The organism is Lysobacter spongiicola DSM 21749 (assembly GCF_900167055.1).
Classification (GTDB): domain Bacteria; phylum Pseudomonadota; class Gammaproteobacteria; order Xanthomonadales; family Xanthomonadaceae; genus Novilysobacter; species Novilysobacter spongiicola.
The window spans coordinates 117,865-137,480 of sequence record NZ_FUXP01000002.1 but is presented as its reverse complement, the minus strand read 5'-3'; the positions used below and the strand labels follow the sequence as shown (position 1 = coordinate 137,480).

16 protein-coding genes and 8 tRNA genes are annotated in these 19,616 nt (G+C 66.6%); 19 read left to right on the top strand and 5 right to left on the bottom strand.

From position 1 onward, the window contains the following. Positions 1 to 117: 117 nt before the first annotated feature. A complete protein-coding gene (locus B5D37_RS04900) occupies positions 118 to 1,701 on the bottom strand; it encodes a M48 family metalloprotease (RefSeq protein ID WP_234987711.1) in 1,584 nt (527 codons plus the stop codon). 228 nt (positions 1,702 to 1,929) lie between these two features. On the opposite strand from B5D37_RS04900, the gene grxC reads away from it, so the two are divergent. From grxC to B5D37_RS04880, 4 genes are all read left to right on the top strand, one after another. Further along, the gene (grxC, locus tag B5D37_RS14905) at positions 1,930 to 2,175 is read left to right on the top strand and encodes a glutaredoxin 3 (RefSeq protein WP_200809193.1); all 246 of its coding nucleotides are present in this window, start codon (positions 1,930 to 1,932) and stop codon (positions 2,173 to 2,175) included. A gap of 62 nt (positions 2,176 to 2,237) precedes the next feature. Continuing rightward, positions 2,238 to 2,573 (top strand): carboxymuconolactone decarboxylase family protein, encoded by a 336-nt coding sequence (locus B5D37_RS04890; RefSeq protein WP_078757735.1) that lies wholly within the window; start codon positions 2,238 to 2,240, stop codon positions 2,571 to 2,573. A 133-nt stretch (positions 2,574 to 2,706) separates the two neighbouring features. Next, complete coding sequence (locus tag B5D37_RS04885) at positions 2,707 to 3,714, top strand: isocitrate dehydrogenase (RefSeq protein WP_078757592.1); 1,008 nt, start codon at positions 2,707 to 2,709, stop codon at positions 3,712 to 3,714. A 144-nt stretch (positions 3,715 to 3,858) separates the two neighbouring features. Next, positions 3,859 to 5,196 carry a Na+/H+ antiporter NhaC family protein gene (locus B5D37_RS04880; protein WP_078757591.1) on the top strand — a complete coding sequence of 446 codons (1,338 nt, stop codon included), beginning with the start codon at positions 3,859 to 3,861 and terminating at the stop codon, positions 5,194 to 5,196. Positions 5,197 to 5,263: 67 nt separating this feature from the next. Here the strand turns inward: B5D37_RS04880 and B5D37_RS04875 are convergent, their stop codons facing one another. Continuing rightward, a complete protein-coding gene (locus B5D37_RS04875) occupies positions 5,264 to 6,016 on the bottom strand; it encodes a Bax inhibitor-1/YccA family protein (RefSeq protein WP_078757734.1) in 753 nt (250 codons plus the stop codon). Between the two features lie 132 nt (positions 6,017 to 6,148). Between B5D37_RS04875 and B5D37_RS04870 the strand changes: the two genes are divergently transcribed. From B5D37_RS04870 to B5D37_RS04805, 14 genes are all read left to right on the top strand, one after another. Continuing rightward, a tRNA-Pro gene (locus B5D37_RS04870) sits at positions 6,149 to 6,225 on the top strand. 28 nt (positions 6,226 to 6,253) lie between these two features. Next, positions 6,254 to 6,330: transfer RNA gene (locus B5D37_RS04865), tRNA-Arg, on the top strand. 29 nt (positions 6,331 to 6,359) lie between these two features. Further along, positions 6,360 to 6,436: transfer RNA gene (locus tag B5D37_RS04860), tRNA-His, on the top strand. A gap of 59 nt (positions 6,437 to 6,495) precedes the next feature. Next, positions 6,496 to 6,571, top strand: a tRNA-Lys gene (locus B5D37_RS04855). A gap of 98 nt (positions 6,572 to 6,669) precedes the next feature. After that, positions 6,670 to 6,754, top strand: a tRNA-Leu gene (locus tag B5D37_RS04850). Between the two features lie 249 nt (positions 6,755 to 7,003). Then, a complete protein-coding gene (tig, locus tag B5D37_RS04845) occupies positions 7,004 to 8,296 on the top strand; it encodes a trigger factor (RefSeq protein ID WP_078757590.1) in 1,293 nt (430 codons plus the stop codon). A 112-nt stretch (positions 8,297 to 8,408) separates the two neighbouring features. Beyond that, entirely contained in the window at positions 8,409 to 9,035 is a 627-nt protein-coding gene (gene clpP, locus B5D37_RS04840; protein ID WP_078757733.1) for an ATP-dependent Clp endopeptidase proteolytic subunit ClpP, read from the top strand. Positions 9,036 to 9,195: 160 nt separating this feature from the next. Then, on the top strand, positions 9,196 to 10,488 hold the full coding sequence (clpX, locus tag B5D37_RS04835) for an ATP-dependent Clp protease ATP-binding subunit ClpX (RefSeq protein WP_078757589.1): 1,293 nt from the start codon (positions 9,196 to 9,198) through the stop codon (positions 10,486 to 10,488). A gap of 220 nt (positions 10,489 to 10,708) precedes the next feature. Then, positions 10,709 to 13,156 carry an endopeptidase La gene (lon, locus tag B5D37_RS04830; protein WP_078757588.1) on the top strand — a complete coding sequence of 816 codons (2,448 nt, stop codon included), beginning with the start codon at positions 10,709 to 10,711 and terminating at the stop codon, positions 13,154 to 13,156. A gap of 63 nt (positions 13,157 to 13,219) precedes the next feature. Beyond that, a complete protein-coding gene (locus B5D37_RS04825) occupies positions 13,220 to 13,648 on the top strand; it encodes an HU family DNA-binding protein (RefSeq protein WP_327078550.1) in 429 nt (142 codons plus the stop codon). Positions 13,649 to 13,692: 44 nt separating this feature from the next. Then, positions 13,693 to 13,767 (top strand) — tRNA-Val (locus B5D37_RS04820). Positions 13,768 to 13,793: 26 nt separating this feature from the next. Beyond that, a tRNA-Asp gene (locus B5D37_RS04815) sits at positions 13,794 to 13,870 on the top strand. Between the two features lie 103 nt (positions 13,871 to 13,973). Beyond that, positions 13,974 to 14,050: transfer RNA gene (locus B5D37_RS04810), tRNA-Asp, on the top strand. A 93-nt stretch (positions 14,051 to 14,143) separates the two neighbouring features. Then, positions 14,144 to 16,120, top strand: coding sequence for a SurA N-terminal domain-containing protein (locus B5D37_RS04805; RefSeq protein ID WP_078757586.1), 1,977 nt, complete (start codon positions 14,144 to 14,146; stop codon positions 16,118 to 16,120). Positions 16,121 to 16,210: 90 nt separating this feature from the next. On the opposite strand, the gene B5D37_RS04800 is transcribed toward B5D37_RS04805, so the two are convergent. From B5D37_RS04800 to gloB, 3 genes are all read right to left on the bottom strand, one after another. After that, positions 16,211 to 17,005 (bottom strand): enoyl-ACP reductase FabI, encoded by a 795-nt coding sequence (locus B5D37_RS04800; RefSeq protein ID WP_078757585.1) that lies wholly within the window; start codon positions 17,003 to 17,005, stop codon positions 16,211 to 16,213. Positions 17,006 to 17,070: 65 nt separating this feature from the next. Then, positions 17,071 to 18,045 carry a lytic transglycosylase domain-containing protein gene (locus B5D37_RS04795; RefSeq protein WP_078757584.1) on the bottom strand — a complete coding sequence of 325 codons (975 nt, stop codon included), beginning with the start codon at positions 18,043 to 18,045 and terminating at the stop codon, positions 17,071 to 17,073. Further along, positions 18,042 to 18,818 carry a hydroxyacylglutathione hydrolase gene (gene gloB, locus B5D37_RS04790; protein ID WP_078757583.1) on the bottom strand — a complete coding sequence of 259 codons (777 nt, stop codon included), beginning with the start codon at positions 18,816 to 18,818 and terminating at the stop codon, positions 18,042 to 18,044. The genes B5D37_RS04795 and gloB overlap by 4 nt, the downstream gene beginning before the upstream one ends. 72 nt (positions 18,819 to 18,890) lie before the next feature. On the opposite strand from gloB, the gene B5D37_RS04785 reads away from it, so the two are divergent. Then, positions 18,891 to 19,613, top strand: a complete 723-nt coding sequence (locus B5D37_RS04785) for a class I SAM-dependent methyltransferase (RefSeq protein ID WP_078757582.1) — start codon at positions 18,891 to 18,893, stop codon at positions 19,611 to 19,613. Positions 19,614 to 19,616 lie beyond the last annotated feature (3 nt).

Sequence of the window (19,616 nt, the reverse complement as noted above, 5' to 3'; positions counted from 1 at the left end):
CGTCTGCCATTGGGCCGGCGACGGGAGCAGCCTCAGTACACTACCGTTTTGTGACACGACGGTGACAGCGTCAGGCAGCTGTCATGCCCGGCAAGCGCGCAGGATGGAGAGCCCGTGCTACCTGCGGTTGAGCGCATCGTCGCGGATGCCTTGGCGGTGGAGTTCCAGCACCAGTGGGGTGATGCGGGCGATGCGTGCCTCGATCCTGGCCCGGGCGTAGTAATCCACGTCCGGGTGGCGCTTGAGGGTGTTGAGCTGGACCAGCGCCTGCTCCGCCCGGCCGGTCAGCAGTGCCGCTTCGGCATACGCCTCGCCCGCCCGGATCGGTTCACCGGCGATCTCGCTGGCACGTGCATAGGTGCGCTGGAAAGTGGGGTCGTCGGCGGAGGTGGACAGCAGTGGGCGGAGCACCGCCTGCGCGCGCTGTCCCGCAGCCACGGTGTTGCGCTCCGAGAGCAGCCCGGCATAGGTCAGGACCACCGGCCGGTTGCGCGGCGCACGCTGCAGCAGCGATTCGAAACGCGCGTCCGCGGCGGCCTGCCTGCCACTGCGGGCCTCGGCCTCGGCCAGGCCCAGTTCGAGCCAGATATTGCCCGGCTCCGCCGCCACCAGGTCTTCCAGGGTTTTGCGTGCCTCGGCCGCGTCGTTCGCTTTCAGCCGTGCAATCGCAAGCCCGTAGCGTTGCGCGGGGTCGAGCTCGCCGGCGCGCGCCGTCTGCTCATACTCGCGGATCGCCTGGGCCGGCGTGGCCGCACTCAGTACCCGCATGCGCTCGCGTGCAAGGTCGAAATGCCCGGTCCCGGCGCCTGCACCGGAGGAGGCGCCGGTCGAGAGGTCCAGCCCGCCCGGCAGTAGCGGGTTGTCCGTGGTGAAAGGCGACGGGGCGAAGCCGCCGGGCGAGCGCGCGATCTGTTCGGCACGTGCCTTGGCCTCGCTGATGCGGGTGGTGCTGACCGGGTGGGTCATCAGGTAGTCCGGCGTATCGTAGGCACCGGCGCCCGCCGCCCGTGACCGCGCCAGCATCGTGCCGAAGAAGTCGGCCATGCCCTGCGGGTCGTAGCCGCTGCGGGCGAGGGTGCGGATGCCGATGCGGTCGGACTCGTGCTCGTTGGAGCGCGTGTAGTTGATCTGACGTTGCTGGGCCAGCCCCATGGCGGAGAAGATGGCGATCTGGCTGGCTTCGGCCGAGGAGTTGCCCCCGGCGGATTGCGCGGCCACCACTGCGCCGAGCATCGCCAGCAGGATCGGCAACTGGTCGCGCTGCGCCCGCTCCACGCCGCGAAGCACGTGTTCCTGGCTGACATGGGCGATCTCGTGTGACAACACCGCCGCGACCTCGTCCTCGCGCTCGGCCGCCAGCACCAGTCCCGCGTTGACGCCGATGTAGCCACCAAGCGTCGCGAACGCGTTGACCTGCCGCTCGCGCAGCATGAAGAAGGTGAAGGGCTGCTTGGGGTTGTCGCTGTTGGCGGCGAGGCGGGTGCCGAGGGTGTCCAGCCAGTCGTCGACCAGCGGATCCTCCAGCACGTATTCGTAGTGGCGCAGTTGCGCCAGCAGCATCGACCCGTATTCCTCCTGCTGGTGCGGGGTCAGCAGGCGCCCGGCCGAAGAACCGATGTCGGGCAAGGAGTCCTGGGCCGGGGCAGTGGCATGGGCCAGGGCGAAGACTGCGGCGGCGGTGATCAGGGCGATGCGGCGCAAGCGGTTGCTCCGATGGGCCTGCAGGCAGGCAGTGGTGTCACTGGCAGAATGGCGCCGGGGCGTGCACCGCGCCTGAATGGCCGGCCGGTCGCCCCCTCTGGAAATGCGGCCCGGGCGGACCCACATGTTTCCACGCGACATTCGACCACATCCAGCCATTCGAGTTCACCGAAGGAGAACGCCTTGAACCCGACCCAGAGCGACAACGCCGGCCAGCCGGAGATCGTCATGTACACCTCCGCCACCTGTCCCTACTGCGTGGCGGCGAAGAACTTCCTGGCCAGCAAGGGACAGAAGTGGCGGGAGGTCCGGATCGACCTGGACCCGGCCGAGCGCGAACGCATGGTGGCCCGCGCCAAGCGCACCAGCGTCCCGCAGATCTTCATCGGAGAGGAGCACGTGGGCGGCTACGACGACATGATCGCGATGCATCGCGACGGTCGCCTCGAGGCGCTGCTGGAGTTAGGCGCTTGAGCTCCGGACCCGAAGCCGGCGAAGGCGACCGCATCGCGGAATTCACGGCGTTCCGGAAGCGGATGAACGAGCGGATCCTCGCCGAGCCGAACCAGGTGGTGAGGCGGTTCTTCGCCCTCGACACGCAGGCCTACCAGGCCGGCGCGCTGGACGTGAAGACCAAGGAGTTGCTGGGCCTGGTGGCGTCGCTGGTGCTGCGTTGCGACGACTGCATCAGCTACCACGTCGCCCAGTGCCGCGAGGCGGGGGCTTCGCGGGAGGAGATGTTCGAGACGTTCTCGGTCGGGCTGGTGGTGGGGGGCAGCATCGTCATCCCGCACCTGCGCCGGGCGGTGGATTTCCTCGACCAGCTTGAGCAGGGCGCCGCAACCGCTCCTGCCGGGCACGACCACGCCTGAGGGTGCCGAAGGCGCTCCGGAACCGGGGCGCCGACTGCAGGAACCGCACGGTTTTGGCATAATTGACGGGTTCACGAACGGTGCCGTACGGGTTTCCCGCGTGCCGCGCCCCCCAGCTGGAAGACCCCCTCAAATGACCCAGACCATTACGGTGATCCGTGGCGACGGTATCGGCCCCGAGATCATGGAAGCCACCCTGCACGTACTCGATGCGCTCGATACCGGGCTGCAGTACGAGTTCGCGGAAGCGGGGCTGGTGGCCCTGGAGCAGTCCGGCGAGCTGCTGCCGGCCGCGACCATGGATTCCATCCGCAAGAACCGCGTGGCACTCAAGAGCCCGTTGACCACCCCGGTCGGTGGCGGCTTTTCCTCGATCAACGTCGAGCTGCGCAAGCGTTTCGACCTGTACGCGAACGTCCGCCCGGCGAAGTCCTTCCCCAACACCAAGTCCCGGTTCGATTCGGGCGTGGACCTGGTGACGGTGCGCGAGAACACCGAAGGCGCCTACAGCGCCGAGGGACAGGCGGTGTCGGAGGATGGCGAGACGGCCACCTCGATCACCCGCACCACGCGCCGCGGTTCCGAGCGCATCGTGCGTTACGCCTTCGAGCTGGCCCGCAAGACCGGCCGCAAGAAGGTCACGGTCGTCCACAAGGCCAACATCCTGAAGTCCACCTCGGGCCTGTTCCTGAAGACCGCGCGCGAAGTGGCCGCCGAATACCCGGACATCGCCTGCGAGGAGATGATCGTCGACAACTGCTGCATGCAGCTGGTGATGCGTCCCGAACAGTTCGACGTCATCGTGACCACCAACCTGTTCGGCGACATCATCTCGGACCTGTGCGCAGGCCTGATCGGCGGCCTCGGCCTGACCCCGGGTGCCAACATCGGCACCGACGCGGCCATCTTCGAGGCCGTGCATGGCACGGCGCCGGACATCGCCGGGCAGGGCAAGGCCAACCCGTGCGCACTGCTGCTGGGTGCGGCGCAGATGCTCGACCACCTCGGCATGGCCGACAAGGCCACCCGCCTGCGCGGGGCCATCGTCGCCACCCTGGAAGCCCGTGACGGCGTCACCGGCGACCTGGGCGGCAGCGGCACCACCATGGGTTTTGCCAAGGCCATCGCCAGCCGGCTCTGATCGCCGGCGGGTGGTCCCGGGAGAAGGGCGCCTCGCGGCGCCCTTTTTTTTGGGTGGCGGCCGGCACCAGCCCGCTCGCGGCGCTCGACAAGCTTGCATCCGCACGGCACACTCGCGGCTGTTTATTTCCATCCGAATAGAGCGATGAATAGTCCGCGCCTTCCGGAGCCGGAGCCACGGCCGAGCGCCTTGGCGCTGACCCCCCTGCTGTTGTTCCTCGCGCTGTTCTTCGGGGCGGGCCTGTATTTCACCGCCCAGGGCGAGGCCATGGGCTTCTACCAGTTGCGTGCGCCGGTGGCGATCCTGCCGGCGCTGGCGCTGGGGGCGTGGCTGGCACATCGCCGCGGCATCCGGGCGCTGGACACCCTGCTGCAGGGCATGGGCCACCCGAACGTGATGTTGATGGTGCTGGTGTTCCTGATGGCCGGCGCATTCGCGGCCGTCTCCAGGTCGATCGGCGCCGTCGATGCCGTCGTCGCTCTCGGCCTGGGCGCGCTGCCGCCGTCGTTGATCCTCCCGGGCCTGTTCCTGGTCGCAGGCTTCGTGTCGCTGTCGATTGGTACCTCGATGGGTACGATCGCGGCCGTGGTGCCGATATCGGTGGGCCTTGCCGATGCCGCCGGCCTGGACGGGGCGTTGGTGCTCGGGGCGGTGGTGGGCGGCGCGATGTTCGGCGACAACCTGTCGATCATTTCCGATACCACCATTGCCGCCACCCGCAGCCAGGGCTGCCGCATGGCCGACAAGTTCCGGGAGAATTTCCGGATCGCGCTGCCGGCGGCGCTGGTGACCATGGTGTTGCTGGCATTCGCCGGCGACGCCGCGCCTGTCACCGCGCCCGACCCGGTCCCGGCATGGCTGGTGCTTCCCTACGTGGCGGTTCTGGTCCTCGCGTTGACCGGCATGAACGTCGTGCTGGTCCTTGCGCTGGGCCTGGTGCTCGCGGGCGGGATGGGCTGGCTCGCCGGGGGCGGTTATGACCTCGTAAGTTTCGGCAGTGACATCTACGCCGGCTTCGAGGGCATGGTGGAGATCACGCTGTTGTCCGTTTTCGTGGGCGGACTGGCGGCGCTGATCGGGGCCAGCGGTGGTCTGGCCTGGCTGGCCGGCGCCATCGCGCGCTTCGCACGCGGACACACCGGGCGCCGCGCCGGCGAGGTGAGCATTGCCGCCCTGGCGGCAGGCGGCGACGCGCTGACGGCCAACAACACGGTGGCGATCCTGGTGGGCGGAAGCCTGGCCAAGGACATCGCCCAGCGCCACGGGGTCAGTGCCCGGCGCTCCGCCAGCATCCTCGACATCTTCTCCTGCGTCGTGCAGGGCGTGCTGCCCTACGGCGCACAGATCCTGCTGGCCGGCTCACTGGCCGGCCTGTCGCCGCTGTTGATCGCCGGCAAGGTCTGGTATTGCTGGCTGCTGGCAGCCGTCGCAATCGGGTTCATGCTCTGGCCGGGACGGCGAAGGGTCGCGGTATCCGGGTAACAGGCGGGGGATCCGCGCCAAAGAAAAAGGGCGCCGAAGCGCCCCTTTTCGTAAATGCGTCGGCAGCTCAGCGCGACTGCAGCTTCGAGAGCAACCGCAGGAACTCGATGTAGAGCCACACCAGGGTCACCATCAGGCCGAACGCGCCGTACCACTCCATGTACTTCGGTGCCTGCTGCTCGACGCCACTTTCGATGAAGTCGAAGTCCAGCACCAGGTTCAGGGCCGCGATCACCACCACGAAGAGGCTGAAGCCGATGCCGACCAGGCCCGATTCGTGGATCAGCGGGATCTGGATGCCGAAGAAGCCCAGCACCATGCTGGCCAGGTAGACCAGGAAGATGCCACCGGTGGCCGCCGCGACGCCGAGCTTGAAGTTCTCGGTCGCCTTGATCAGGCCCGACCGGTACGCGAACAGCAGGGCGAACAGGGTGCCGAAGGTCAGCAGGACCGCCTGCATCACGATGCCGGGGAACATGCTCTCGAACATGGCCGAGACCGAACCCAGGAACAGGCCCTCCACCAGCGCGTACATCGGCGCGGTGATCGGTGCCCAGGTCTTCTTGAAGATGGTGACCATCGCCAGCACGAAGCCGCCGATCAGGCCGCCCCACATGTACGGCGCGGCACCGACGATGCCCTGGGGCGTGCTGACCTGGCCCCAGGCGAACGCCGCGGTGAGCACGCACATCAGCAGCAGCATGCCGGTCTTGTTGACCGTGCCGTTGAGCGTCATCACGTTGTCGCCGCCGCGGACGATGGCGCCGCTGCTGGAGTCGAGGAAGGTCGACTGCTTCAATGCCGGATTGCCACTGCGGATCATGCATGCCCCCTAAGGCCGTCTTGGTATGTCGGGAAGCATAGCGGTAGCCGCGCGCCGTTGACAGAGGGCTGCGGCCAGCCCAGAATGGCCGGCCTTCCGCGGCGCAGGCGCGCAACGGAGAGCCCGGATCGGGGCATAGCGCAGTCTGGTAGCGCATCTGGTTTGGGACCAGAGGGTCGGGGGTTCGAATCCCTCTGCCCCGACCATTCGGCGGCGCCAGTAGGATGTTCGAAGGCGCCCGTAGCTCAACCGGATAGAGCACCGGCCTTCTAAGCCGGTGGTTGCAGGTTCGAGTCCTGCCGGGCGCGCCAGCAACACGATGAAGCAAGTGGTACCTGTGGTGGATGTAGCTCAGTTGGTTAGAGCACCGGATTGTGATTCCGGGGGTCGCGGGTTCGAATCCCGTCTTCCACCCCATTCCGCGTCAGCGGGTGGTGTTTCCAGGCAGGAATTTCCTGCTATAATTCAGTGCTAGCGGGCCGTTAGCTCAGTTGGTAGAGCAGTTGACTCTTAATCAATAGGTCCAAGGTTCGAATCCTTGACGGCCCACCAAACAAGGGAAGCACCTGGTTCGCGCCAGGTGCTTTTTTTTGTCCGGCACCCTGGGGCGGGGTCGGGCTAGAATTCGGCTCCCGCCGCACGGCGGACGGGCGAAAGTGGCGGAATTGGTAGACGCCCTGGATTTAGGTTCCAGTGCCGCAAGGCGTGGGGGTTCGAGTCCCCCCTTTCGCACCAACCCAGGCAGGGAACGAACAGCCCGGCGGGCTCAACGAGCGTTCGCGAGCGTCGCCGCCGCCCGTTGAGATGGTTTTTCTGCTTCGCGGAAGCCTGTCGTGCTGTCAAGCCCGCCCACTGGCAGCCGCGGCCCGAATCCGCCAAACTAGTGCGTTCCGCCGCGGTGCATGGTTGTCGCGGCGACAGCCCTCGAACCCTAGTGTTCATCAAACATCTTGCCGCGGCAGTGCCGCGGTCGCAGGAGTGGATATGCAAGTCTCGGTCGAATCGCTCGGTACCCTGGAACGCCGCATGACCTTCAGCCTCCCGGCCGATCGGCTGGAGGACCAGGTGGGTGGCCGTCTCCGCGAGATGGCGCGCGGTGCCAAGATCAAGGGCTTCCGGCCGGGCAAGGTGCCTACCCGCGTGATTGAGCAGCGCTTCGGCCAGCAGGTCCGCTCGGAGATCCTCGACGGCATGCTGCGCGAGACCTTCGGCAACGCCGTGCGCGAGCAGGAGCTCCAGATCGCCGGCAACCCCCGCATCGAGCCCGCCGAGGGCGAGGAGCTCGCCTACGTCGCCACCTTCGAAGTGGTGCCGGACTTTGGCGACATCGACGTCGGCAAGCTGCAGGTCGTCCGCCACACCTCCGAGGTGAAGGACGAAGACATCGACGCGATGATCGAGAACCTCCGGCTGCAGCGCCGCACCTGGAATCCGGTCGACCGGGGTGCCCAGAACGGCGATGCAGTCGAGCTGGAGACCTGGTCGCAGGTGGACGGCGAGCGTTTCCCGGCGGAGGGCGCCGAGCGCGGCACCACGGTGCTCGGCACCGGCGGCATGTACCCGGAGGTCGAGTCGGCGCTGGTCGGCATGAAGGCGGGCGAGGAGAAGGAAGTCGAGGTCGATTTCCCGGCCGACTGGCGGGTCAAGCAGTTCGCCGGCAAGAAGGTCAAGGTCACCGTCAAGCCGGTGAAGGTGTCCGAGCCGGTGCTGCCCGAGGTCGACGCCGAGTTCATCCGCAGCTTCGGCATCAAGAGTGGCGAGCCGGAGCAGTTCCGCAAGGACATCCGCAGCAACCTGGAGCGCGAGCTCAAGGGCGCGCTGATGTCGCGACTGCGCCGCGAAGTGGGCGAGCAGCTGATCGCCGCCTATGCCGAAGTCGAAATGCCGCCGAAGCTGGTCGAGAACGAGGCACGCGACATGGCCAACCAGGCGGTGGAGCAGGCCCGTCGCCAGGGCCGCAAGGTCGACCTGCCGGAGAACGCGCACGAGCAGTTCCTGGAAGCCGCGCGCAAGCGGGTGCTGGTCGGATTGCTGGTGGGCGAGGTCGCCCGTCGCAACGAGCTCAAGCTCGACCCGAAGCGGGTCAATGAAACCCTCAACCTGATCGCCTCCACCTACGAGGAGCCGCAGCAGGTCATCGATCTCTACCGCAACGACCGGCAGCTGATGCAGGGACTGCAGGGCAGGGTGATGGAGGAGCAGGTGATCGACTGGATCGCCGAGCGCGCCCAGCACACCGAGAAGCCGATGTCCTTCGCCGAAGCCATCCGCCAGTAACCGATCCACAACCGGCGCCCACCGTGGCGCCGGCTGCCACTTGCGCGCAGGCGCCATCGGCCCCACGTTGGTCGTGCCCGCCCACTCCTTGCAGCTACAGGTGTCGCTCCCGATGGATAACCAGACCCAAGCCCTGAACCTCGTCCCGATGGTGGTCGAGCAGACCAGCCGCGGCGAGCGCGCCTATGACATCTACTCGCGCCTGCTCAAGGAGCGGGTGATCTTCCTGGTCGGGCCGGTGGATGACCACGTCGCCAACGTGATCGTGGCGCAGATGCTGTTCCTCGAGGCGGAGAACCCGGAGAAGGACATCAGCCTGTACATCAACTCCCCGGGTGGTGTCGTCACCGCGGGCATGGCGATCTACGACACGATGCAGTACATCCGTCCGGACGTGAGCACCATCTGCGTGGGCCAGGCCGCTTCGATGGGCGCGCTGCTGCTCGCCGCCGGCACCAAGGGCAAGCGCTATGCGCTGCCGAACTCGCGCGTGATGATCCACCAGCCACTGGGCGGCTTCCAGGGCCAGGCCAGCGACATCGAGATCCACGCCCGCGAGATCCTCGCGCTCAAGCAGAAGCTCAACGAAGTGCTTTCGCACCACACAGGACAGCCGCTGGAGACCATCGCGCGCGACACCGAGCGCGACAACTTCAAGAGCGCCGCTGCGGCATGCGAGTACGGTCTGGTGGACGAAGTCCTGGAGCGGCGGCCGGAAGAGTCCATCCAGGCGAGCTGACCGGACGTCTTTGCGGTATACCCAAGTACTTGATTAACAAGCATTTGCGCGATTCCCGCTGCCATCGAGGTGGCCGGGATCGCTGTGCTATTCTCGAAATCGCGACACTCAGGGCGCGGCCCCCGGCCGACGCCCCCGGAACGAAGAGCCAGGCACACGCATGACCGACGATCGAAACAGCCGCAGCACCAGTGACAGCAGCAAGATCCTGTACTGCTCGTTCTGCGGGAAGAGCCAGCACGAGGTCCGCAAGCTGATCGCGGGCCCGAGCGTGTTCATCTGCGATGAGTGCGTGGAACTGTGCAACGACATCATCCGCGAGGAGCTCGAGGAGAAGGCGCAGTCCGGCCGCAGCCACCTGCCCAAGCCCAAGGAGATCCTCGAGGTCCTGGACCAGTACGTGATCGGGCAGGCGCGCGCGAAGCGCACGCTGGCGGTGGCGGTCTACAACCACTACAAGCGCATCGAGAGCCGCCAGAAGAACGACGACGTCGAGCTCGCCAAGTCCAACATCCTGCTGGTCGGCCCGACCGGCTCCGGTAAGACCCTGCTCGCCGAGACCCTGGCGCGCATGCTCAATGTCCCGTTCACCATGGCCGACGCCACCACGCTGACCGAAGCCGGTTACGTCGGTGAGGACGTGGAGAACATCATCCAGAAGCTGCTGCAGAAGTGCGACTACGACGTCGAGAAGGCGCAGCAGGGCATCGTCTACATCGACGAGATCGACAAGATCTCGCGCAAATCCGACAACCCGTCCATCACCCGTGATGTCTCGGGTGAGGGGGTGCAGCAGGCGTTGCTGAAGCTGATCGAAGGCACCGTGGCCTCGGTCCCGCCGCAGGGGGGGCGCAAGCACCCGCAGCAGGAGTTCCTGCAGGTTGATACCCGCAACATCCTGTTCATCGTGGGCGGCGCATTTGCCGGGCTCGACAAGATCATCCAGCAGCGCAGCACGGAGGCGGGTGGCATCGGCTTCGGAGCCAAGGTGAAGAGTGCCGAGCGCAAGGCGGAGATCGGCAAGGTGCTGGCCGATGTCGAGCCCGAGGACCTGGTCAAGTTCGGGTTGATTCCCGAGTTCGTGGGGCGCCTGCCGGTGGTGGCGACGCTCGAGGAGCTCGATGAAGCCGCCCTGATCACGATCCTGACCGAGCCGCGCAACGCCATCACCAAGCAGTTCCGCAAGCTGTTCGAGATGGAAGGGGTGGAACTGGAGTTCCGCACCGACGCATTGGCGGCCATCGCCCGGAAGGCGCTCAAGCGCAAGACCGGCGCGCGCGGCCTGCGCACGATCGTGGAGTCCGTGCTGCTCGACACGATGTATGAATTGCCCTCGCTGGAAAGCGTCTCCAAGGTCGTGGTGGACGAATCTGTCATCGACCATAAGACCGAGCCTTATCTGATCTACGAGACGCCGCCCGTGGCCCCGCAGAAGGCCGCATCCGGCGACTGAACGCCGAGCGCCCGTCCGCTTTGCCCCGATCAGCCGCTTGCGATTGCAAGCGGCTGATTTCTTTGGGGAATAATTTCGTGATGCATGGCGCTTGAACGCAGTTCCTTGCATCCTTTTCCGGCTACCCCCATAACCGTGCCGAGGCCCCCTGCATCCCGCGGGCCTGGAACTTGCAGTGGTCGACGAGTCCGCCAACGACCCTGATTGCCCCGGAGCACATATGACTGAACCTACCCGCGACACCGCCGAGAGCGACGCCATCGAGCTGAGCGAGCTGCCGGTCCTGCCGCTGCGCGACGTGGTCGTCTTTCCCCACATGGTCATCCCCCTGTTCGTGGGGCGTGACAAATCGATCCGTGCGCTGGACACGGCCATGGAGGGGGATAAGCAGATCCTCCTGGTGGCCCAGAAGTCGGCTGAAGTCGACGACCCGTCGGGCGACGACCTTTACCAGGTCGGCACGCTGGCCCATGTCCTGCAGCTGCTGAAGCTGCCCGACGGCACCATCAAGGTCCTGGTGGAGGGCGTGGCCCGCGTCCGCATGACCGGGGTGGAGGAGAAGGACGGGGCCCTGGTGGGCGTCGCCGAGACCCTTGAGCCGGAGGTGGACCGGGAGGAGCGCGAGATCCACGCGATCACCCGCTCGCTGCTTGGCCTGTTCGAGCAGTACGTCAAGACCAACCGCAAGCTGCCGCCGGAGCTGATGCAGACGTTGTCGGGCATCGAGGAGCCGGGGCGGCTGGCCGACACCATCGCCGCCCATCTGGGGGTGCGGATCGGCGATAAGCAGAAGTTGCTGGAAACGCCGGGCATCGGTGCGCGACTGGAGCAGCTGGTCGGCCTGGTCGACGGTGAGATCGACGTCCAGCAGCTGGAAAAGCGCATCCGCGGCAGGGTCAAGTCGCAGATGGAGAAGAGCCAGCGCGAGTACTACCTCAACGAACAGATGAAGGCGATCCAGAAGGAGCTGGGCGACATCGACGACGCTCCCAACGACATCGAGGACCTGACCCGCCGGATCGCTACCGCCGGCATGCCCAAGCCGGTGGAAGCCAAGGCCAAGGCCGAGCTCAACAAGCTCAAGCAGATGTCGCCGATGTCGGCCGAGGCCGCGGTGGTGCGCAACTACCTGGACTGGCTGCTGGGCGTGCCGTGGAAGAAGCGCAGCAAGGTACGCAAGGACCTTCGCGCGGCCCAGGAGGTGCTGGACGCGGACCACTTCGGCCTGGAGAAGGTCAAGGAGCGCATCCTCGAATACCTGGCCGTGCAGACCCGCGTGAAGCAGATGAAGGCGCCGATCCTGTGCCTGGTGGGACCGCCCGGCGTCGGCAAGACCTCGCTGGGCCAGTCCATCGCGAAGGCCACCAACCGCAAGTTCATCCGCATGAGCCTGGGCGGCGTGCGCGACGAGGCGGAGATCCGCGGACACCGCCGCACCTACGTCGGGTCCATGCCCGGCAGGATCGTGCAGAACCTCAACAAGGCGGGCACGAAGAACCCGCTGTTCGTGCTGGACGAGATCGACAAGATGTCGATGGATTTCCGCGGCGATCCGTCTTCGGCGCTGCTGGAGGTGCTGGATCCCGAGCAGAACCACTCCTTCAACGACCATTACCTGGAGGTCGACCTCGACCTGTCGGAGGTGATGTTCGTGGCGACTTCCAATTCGCTGAACATCCCGGGCCCGCTGCTGGACCGGATGGAAGTGATCCGTATCCCGGGCTACACCGAGGAGGAGAAGCTCAACATCGCCATGCGCTACCTGCTGCCCAAGCAGATCAAGAACAACGGTCTGAAGCCGGAGGAGTTGAAGGTGGGCGAGGCCGCGGTGCGCGACATCATCCGCTACTACACCCGCGAATCCGGCGTGCGCAACCTTGAGCGCGAGATCTCCAAGATCGCGCGCAAGGTGGTCAAGGAGATCGCACTGGCGGGCCCGCAGGCGAAGAAGACCAAGACGGTGCAGGTGAGCGCGAAGAACCTCGACAGGTACCTGGGCGTGCGCCGCTTCGATTTCGGACGCGCCGAGGAGCAGAACGAAATCGGCCTGGTGACCGGGCTGGCGTGGACGGAGGTGGGCGGCGACCTGCTGCAGGTCGAAACCACGATGGTGCCGGGCAAGGGCCAGTTGATGCTGACCGGCCAATTGGGCGACGTGATGAAGGAGTCCGCTTCGGCCGCGTTGTCGGTGGTGCGTGCGCGTACCGAGGCGCTCGGCATTGACCTGGAGTTCCTGCAGAAGCAGGACATCCACGTGCACGTGCCGGAAGGGGCGACGCCGAAGGATGGTCCGAGCGCCGGCATTGCGATGGCGACCGCGCTGGTCTCGATGCTGACGAAGAACCCCGTGCGCGCGGAGGTCGCCATGACCGGCGAGATCACCCTCAGGGGACGCGTCCTGCCGATCGGCGGCCTGAAGGAGAAGCTGCTCGCCGCGCTCCGTGGTGGCATCACCACGGTGGTCATCCCGGCGGAGAACGAAAAGGACCTGGTCGATCTGCCCAAGAGCGTGACGCAGGGGCTGAAGATCGTCACTGCCAAGTGGATCGACGAGGTGCTGGACGTGGCGCTGGAGCGGCCGGTGACGCCGACGCCCGCGCAGGGACAGGGCGACCTGCCCGTCAGGGGCAAAAACAAACCTGCCGCGCAGCCTGACGTCAAGCATTGAGCCTTCGATTTCCGCAAATGACGCAAAATGCGCTGGAACCCGCGTCATTGCTAGCTTTCCGTCTTGCACCACCAAAATGCCGCTGGTATAACAACTGGCAACCGCAGGGCGGCCCCGCAAGGGCCGCCTTTGCGGCAAGGTCGATCGGGGGGCCGCCGTGCGCGGCGGTCGTCCGATTCTCAGAGCACCGCGGTTCCCACCGCCCAGGAGTCCATACGAATGAACAAGGCTGATTTTGTTGCTGCCGTCGCCGACGCTGCAGAGCTGTCCAAGTCCGACGCCGCCAATGCCGTCGACGCCGTGGTCAGCGTCATCACCAAGACGCTGAAGAAGGGCGACACGGTCACGCTGGTCGGCTTCGGAACCTTCCAGGTCCGCAAGCGCGCCGCCCGCCAGGGTCGCAACCCGAAGACCGGCGAGACCATCAAGATCAAGGCTTCGAAGAATCCGGCTTTCAAGGCTGGCAAAGCTCTGAAGGACGCTGTAAACTAAGCAGCTCACCGGCCGGCGCCCATCAGCGCCGGTTCTGCACTCAAGGGTGCTTAGCTCAGTGGTAGAGCGTCTCCTTTACACGGAGAGGGTCGGGGGTTCGAAACCCTCAGCACCCACCAGGCACCGGTAGAAGAGTTCAAAGTGCGGAGTGGTAGTTCAGTTGGTTAGAATGCTGGCCTGTCACGCCGGAGGTCGCGGGTTCGAGTCCCGTCCACTCCGCCAGTTGTACCGAAGGCGTCGGGTTCATCCCGGCGCCTTCTCCATTTAGTGAGGGCGTTGGTTTCGTGCATCGCACGGAGGCGGCGCCGGAAAGTTGAAGGACGTTGGAGCGGTAGTTCAGTTGGTTAGAATGCTGGCCTGTCACGCCGGAGGTCGCGGGTTCGAGTCCCGTCCGCTCCGCCAGTCCTGATTTCCGAAAGCGCCGGCAACGGCGCTTTTTTTTGTCCGCGGCAACCGCGCTAGACTGTGCGGCTTCCGCCCCGACGCGAATGGACCATGCTGCAGAATCTCCGCGACAAGACCACAGGCTGGGTTGCGACCGTGATCATCGGCCTGATGATCATTCCCTTTGCCTTCTTCGGGTTGGATCAGTACATGGTCCAGCGCAGCGACACCACGGTGGCGAACATCAAGGCGCCGCCCACGTGGTGGTCATCGGCGCCTTCGTTCTGGCCGGTGTCGGTGCTGTGGCGCCACGAGGAAGTCACCGTCGACGAATTCCGCAACCGGTTCGAACAGGTTCGCCAGCAGCGCCGCGCCGAACAGGCCGATGCCTTCGACAACGAGGCGTTCCAGAGTCGCGAAACCAAGCTGGAGGTGCTGGACACCCTGATCGACCAGCAGGTGCAGGCGATGGCGGCCGAGCAGGCGGGCATCGTGGTGAGCGACGCGATGGTGCGTAATGCAATCCAGCAGGTGCCCGCATTCCAGCTGGAAGGGCGTTTCGACCCGCAGCGCTACCAGCTTGCGCTTGCGTCGCAGAACCAGACGCCGGCCCAGTTCGAGCAGATCATCCGCGACAGCCTCCAGCAGAGCCTGGTCGCTGCGGCCGTGGCCGGGAGCAACTTCGTCACGACCTCCGAGCTCGACCGCCTTATCCGGCTGATGGGCGAGCGCCGCGATGCCACGGTTCTCCTGGTGCCGCCGCCGGAGCAGGCGGAGCCTGTCTCCGTCACCGACGAACAGGTCCAGGCATGGTACGAGGCGCACGCCGCCGACTACCGCGCCCCGGAGACGGTCACGCTCGAGTACTTCGAGCTCACCGCCGATTCGCTGCCCGCACCACCTGTCGATGAGCAGGCATTGCGCGAACGATACGAGGAGCAGCGTTCGCAGATGGGCGAACAGGAAGAACGACTCGCCTCGCACATCCTGGTCGAGGTGGCCGACGACGCCGACGAAGCCGCGTGGGATGCCGCCCGCGAGGAAGCGGCCCAACTGGCGGAGCGCGCCCGTACCGCCAGCACCGATTTTTCCGCGCTGGCCGCCGAGCACAGCGATGATCCGGGTTCGCGCAACAGCGGCGGCGACCTGGGCTGGGTCGGCCGCGGGATGATGCCCGGCGAGTTCGAGGAAGCCTTGTTCGGGATGGAGCAGGGCGAAGTAAGCGAGCCGGTGCGTACCGACTTCGGCTGGCACGTCGTCCAGTTGCGTGAAGTGCGGACCGGCGGTGAGATGGCTTCGTTCGAGGAGCTGCGAGACACCCTGGCGCTCGAGCAGGCCGAAGCCGATCGGGAAGAGTCGTTCAGCGAGGTGGCCGGGCAGGTGGTGGATGCCGTCCTGAGCGACCCGAACACGCTGCAGACCGCGGCCGAGGTAGCTGGTGCGGAAATCCGCAGGCTGGGCCCGTTCAGTCGTGAATCGGCCCAAGGGCTTGCCGCCCAGCCGGACATCCTGCGCGAGGCGTTTTCCAGCACGCGTATCGAAGACCGCACCGCGAGCGACCCGATCGAGGTGGCGCCGCGCCACCACGTCTGGATCCGCGTGGTGGAGCACACCCCGGAGAGTGCCCGACCACTTGAGCAGGTCCGGGAGGAGGTCGTGGCGGCGGTTCGAGCCGATCTCGCCCGGAAGGCCGCTGCCGAGCGGGTGGAGGCGCTGGTCAAGCGTCTGGAAGCCGGCGAGACACTGGAGGCGCTGGCGGAAGCCGAGACCCTGCCTGCACCGCAAGCGATCCCCGGCATCCCCCGTGGCGCGCCGCTGGTCGCCGAAGGCGTATCCGAAGCGATATTCGCCACGCGCATCGACGGGGAAGGCGGGCCCGGCATCGGCCATGAGGTGCTGGAAGATGGGCGCGCCGTGGTGTTCACCGTGGACAAGGTGGTTCCAGGTGACACCGCGGAGGTTCCGCCGGAGCAGCGTGAGGTGCTCTACCAGCAGCTTGCCCAGATTGGCGGTGCCGAAGATCTGCAGGCCATGACGGCCCGCCTGCGGAAGCAGGTGGAGGTCGAGGTAGTGGAAGAGAACCTCTGACTGTCGCTTCACGCCAGCCGAAACAGAAGAAGCCCGGTTCGCACCGGGCTTCTTCGCGTTTGGGGTTCCGGTTCGGAACCTGCAGCTTTCTCAGTCGGCGTCGCCGATGCCGGTCATGCCGAGGATGTTGTAGCCGGAGTCGACGTAGGTGACCTCGCCGGTGATGCCGGCGGCCAGGTCGGAGCACAGGAATGCCGCGGTGTTTCCCACATCTTCGATGGTGACGCTGCGGCGCAGCGGCGCGTACTGCTCGAAGTGCCCGAGCATCTTGCGGAAGTTGGCGATGCCGGCGGCCGAAAGGGTCTTGATGGGCCCGGCGGAGATGGCGTTGACCCGGGTGCCCTCGGGTCCGAGGTTCAGGGCCAGGTAGCGCACCGTCGCTTCAAGGCTGGCCTTGGCCACGCCCATGACGTTGTAGTTCTGCAGCGCACGCTCGGCGCCGAGGTAGCTCAAGGTCAGGATCGATCCGTTGCGGTTGGCCATCAGCGGCCGGGCCGCCTTGGCCATGGCGGCCAGCGAAAACGCAGAGATCTCGTGGGCGATGTTCCAGTTCTCGCGGGTCAGCCCGTCCAGGAATTCGCCCTCGATGGCCTCGCGCGGCGCGTAGGCGATGGCATGCACGAGGATGTCGAAACCGTCCCAGTGCTGGCCAAGCTGCTCGAAACAGGCGCTGATGTTGTCGTCGCTGGAGACGTCCAGTGGAAGCACGATGTCGCTTCCCAGCGCTGCTGCTGCCTTCTCGACCCGGGGCTTCAGCTTGTCGTTGAGGTAAGTGAAGGCCAGTTCCGCGCCCTGTCGGTGCATCGCCTCGGCAATGCCGCTGGCGATCGAGCGGTCGCTGGCGATGCCGGTGATCAATGCGCGCTTGCCTTGCAGGAAACCCATGGTTGCTCCTCGAATCATCAGGGCCGCGGCCGGATGGCCGGGCAAACGGGAAGTGTAACCGCCGCTCAGGGGGACCCGGCAGCGCCGCCGGCGGGTGCCTCGTCCGGCACCGGCAGCACCACTGGCGAGACCGCGAGCAGTTGCGCAGGTCCCTGTCCGCTGCGGCGGATCCTTCCTTTGTGCACCGGATTGAGCCACCGGAGGCGCTCGGCGTCCTGGTTGTGGCGCTCCGCCCACTGTGCGATGCGGGTGACACCCGGGCCGACCTCGACGGCCTCGAGCGATGGCACCCCGCGCTCCAGGGCTGCGATCCAAGTCGCGTCCTCCCCCGCGTCCTGTAATACGCAGGCAAGTGCGTGGAGCTTGCGCACGTAGGCGTGGGTGATACGGGGCAGCCCGGGCAGGCTCTCCGGTTGCGCATCACGGGCCACCTGGCCGCCGCGCCTCAGCGCTCCGAGGATGCGGTATTCGCCGGCGTTGTAGGCCATGACTGCCAGCCGCCAGTCGCCGGCGAACATGCCGTGCAATGTCTTGAGATAGCGGACCGCGGCGCGGGTGGAGTCGATTGGGGACAGGCGGCCGTCGTAACCCTTGCCGATCGGTACTTTGTGGTCGCGGGCGGTCAGTTTGATCATCTGCCACAGTCCGGCTGGCCCGAGCGGGCTGCGTGCGTCGGGCCGGTAGCCACTCTCGACAAACGGAATCAGTGCGTATTCGGTGGGCAGGTGCGACTTGCGCACTTCGTCGACCACGTATCCGAACAACAGCAACGTCTCGTCATCGGCGGATGCAAGGCGACGTGGTGCAGCGGCGAAATGCTTGCGCCAGCGCGTGCTCACGTCGGCCCCGCATTCCGGGGCGGCGAGGCCTTCGCGGAACTCGCGGTAGATATCAAGGCCGGTCCGGGCAGGGGCGCTTTCGGTCGCTTCCTCCGCTACCGGGGAGGCCCCCGCCGCATCCTGGGCTGCGGCCGAGTCCGGAGCGAACACGACCAGCCACAATGCGAGCACCGCGCCCACTGCGGCGCGCAGCGCGGTCATGCGGAGAACCCGTCTTTCCAGCGCCGCAACTCGGCAAACACCTCCACGGCGTCGACCGGTTCACGGCCCAACCGATGCGCCACGGTGGCCACGATTTCCGGCTGTCCGCAGCGCAGGAAGGGATTGCAGGCGAGCTCGCTGGCAATCGAACTGGGCAGGGTCGGGCGATGCGCATCAATCATGGCCTGGGCCTCGCGGGTGCGTTGTCGAAGATCGGGATTGTGGGGTTCGACCGCTGCGGCGAATGCCGCATTGGACATCGTGTACTCGTGCCCGCAGCACAGCCGGGTAAGGCCCGGTAGCCCGGCCAGCCGCGACAGCGAAGCCAGCATCTGCGCGGGCGACCCTTCGAACATGCGGCCACAGCCCAGGCTGAACAGAGTGTCGCCGCTGAAGACCACCGCTTCGCCTTCCTCTTCCAGGTGGAAGGCGACATGGCTTGAGGTGTGACCGGGAACGGACAAGGCCTTGAATGTGCGCCCACCCACTTCGATTGCGTCGCCGTCGTGGGCGATCCGGTTCGCGCAGGTGATGCGCGGGTCTGGCGGGGCGACGACGGGCAGCTCCGGCCAGTGCTCCAGCAGCGAGGGCACCCCACCGACATGGTCGGCGTGGTGGTGGGTCAGGAGGATCGCCGTGGGGCGTAGGCCATCTTCGGCCGCGGCAAGGACCGGTTCTGCTTCCCCCGGGTCGACCACGATGGCGCCACCGGTTTGATCGTGCAGCAACCATATGTAGTTGTCGTCGAACGCTCGAAGTGGCTGCAGGTCCATCGCGGAACTCCTTGGGCTGCGCCGGTGCATGCCGCAGAATCGGCGGTTACGCCCACGGCGGAACCGGCGACCATGCCCGCGATCGTGCCCCACCGTCAACTTGATGCTCCGCCGCTGGACTGGTTCGCCGGCCGCCACGGCCGAGCGCTGTTGTCGGCGGAGCAGGGCGCGCTGGATCGCGTACTGGCAGGCTGCCCGGCCTTGCCCTGGGCATGGCTTGGCCTGGCGTCTGCGCCGTCGCCGGAGCCGGGGCGCCGCGGGCTGGTGCTTAAGCGCCGGCGCGAGGGCTTCGACGGCGCCCTGCGCTGCGCGTTGCCGATGCCACTCGCCAGCGAATCCTTCGGGGCCTTGATGCTGCAACACGCACTGGACGATCGCCGGGATCCATTGCCACTGCTCGAGGAATGCCACCGCGTGCTCGCGCCGGGTGGCACGCTGTGGTTGGCGACGCTCAACCCGTGGTCGCCGTGGCGCGCCCGCTGGATGCGAAGTGGCTTGCGGGCCCGCGGCACGGGCAGCTGGCAGGCGATACTTCGCCGCGCGGGTTTCGTCGCCGGTTCGGTCAACGTGCAGTGGGTGGGACCGCGCTGGTCTCTGGCGGGCGACCCGGCAGGTGTCGGGCCGCTGGATCGGGTCAGGGGTGGCCTCGTGCTCACCGTGGACAAGCGCACGCATGCAGCGGTGCCGCCGGATCCCGTCCGCCGGCTGCGCTGGTCGCCCGGGGTGGTGCAGGGCGCGGCGGGCCGGCAGCCGGGCTATCGGCAAACCCCCTCGGCTGGCCGCAAGTCGGGATAATGG

Bases quoted from the DNA above. Each gene is read 5' to 3' on its own strand.
- clpP (WP_078757733.1), top strand. From the start codon at position 8,409: ATGGATAACCAGACCCAAGCCCTGAACCTCGTCCCGATGGTGGTCGAG.
- tig (WP_078757590.1), top strand. From the start codon at position 7,004: ATGCAAGTCTCGGTCGAATCGCTCGGTACCCTGGAACGCCGCATGACC.
- B5D37_RS04885 (WP_078757592.1), top strand. From the start codon at position 2,707: ATGACCCAGACCATTACGGTGATCCGTGGCGACGGTATCGGCCCCGAG.
- clpX (WP_078757589.1), top strand. From the start codon at position 9,196: ATGACCGACGATCGAAACAGCCGCAGCACCAGTGACAGCAGCAAGATC.
- gloB (WP_078757583.1), bottom strand. From the start codon at position 18,818: ATGGACCTGCAGCCACTTCGAGCGTTCGACGACAACTACATATGGTTG.
- grxC (WP_200809193.1), top strand. From the start codon at position 1,930: ATGTACACCTCCGCCACCTGTCCCTACTGCGTGGCGGCGAAGAACTTC.
- B5D37_RS04795 (WP_078757584.1), bottom strand. From the start codon at position 18,045: ATGACCGCGCTGCGCGCCGCAGTGGGCGCGGTGCTCGCATTGTGGCTG.
- B5D37_RS04800 (WP_078757585.1), bottom strand. From the start codon at position 17,005: ATGGGTTTCCTGCAAGGCAAGCGCGCATTGATCACCGGCATCGCCAGC.
- B5D37_RS04805 (WP_078757586.1), top strand. From the start codon at position 14,144: ATGCTGCAGAATCTCCGCGACAAGACCACAGGCTGGGTTGCGACCGTG.
- B5D37_RS04785 (WP_078757582.1), top strand. From the start codon at position 18,891: ATGCCCGCGATCGTGCCCCACCGTCAACTTGATGCTCCGCCGCTGGAC.
- B5D37_RS04880 (WP_078757591.1), top strand. From the start codon at position 3,859: ATGAATAGTCCGCGCCTTCCGGAGCCGGAGCCACGGCCGAGCGCCTTG.
- lon (WP_078757588.1), top strand. From the start codon at position 10,709: ATGACTGAACCTACCCGCGACACCGCCGAGAGCGACGCCATCGAGCTG.
- B5D37_RS04890 (WP_078757735.1), top strand. From the start codon at position 2,238: ATGAACGAGCGGATCCTCGCCGAGCCGAACCAGGTGGTGAGGCGGTTC.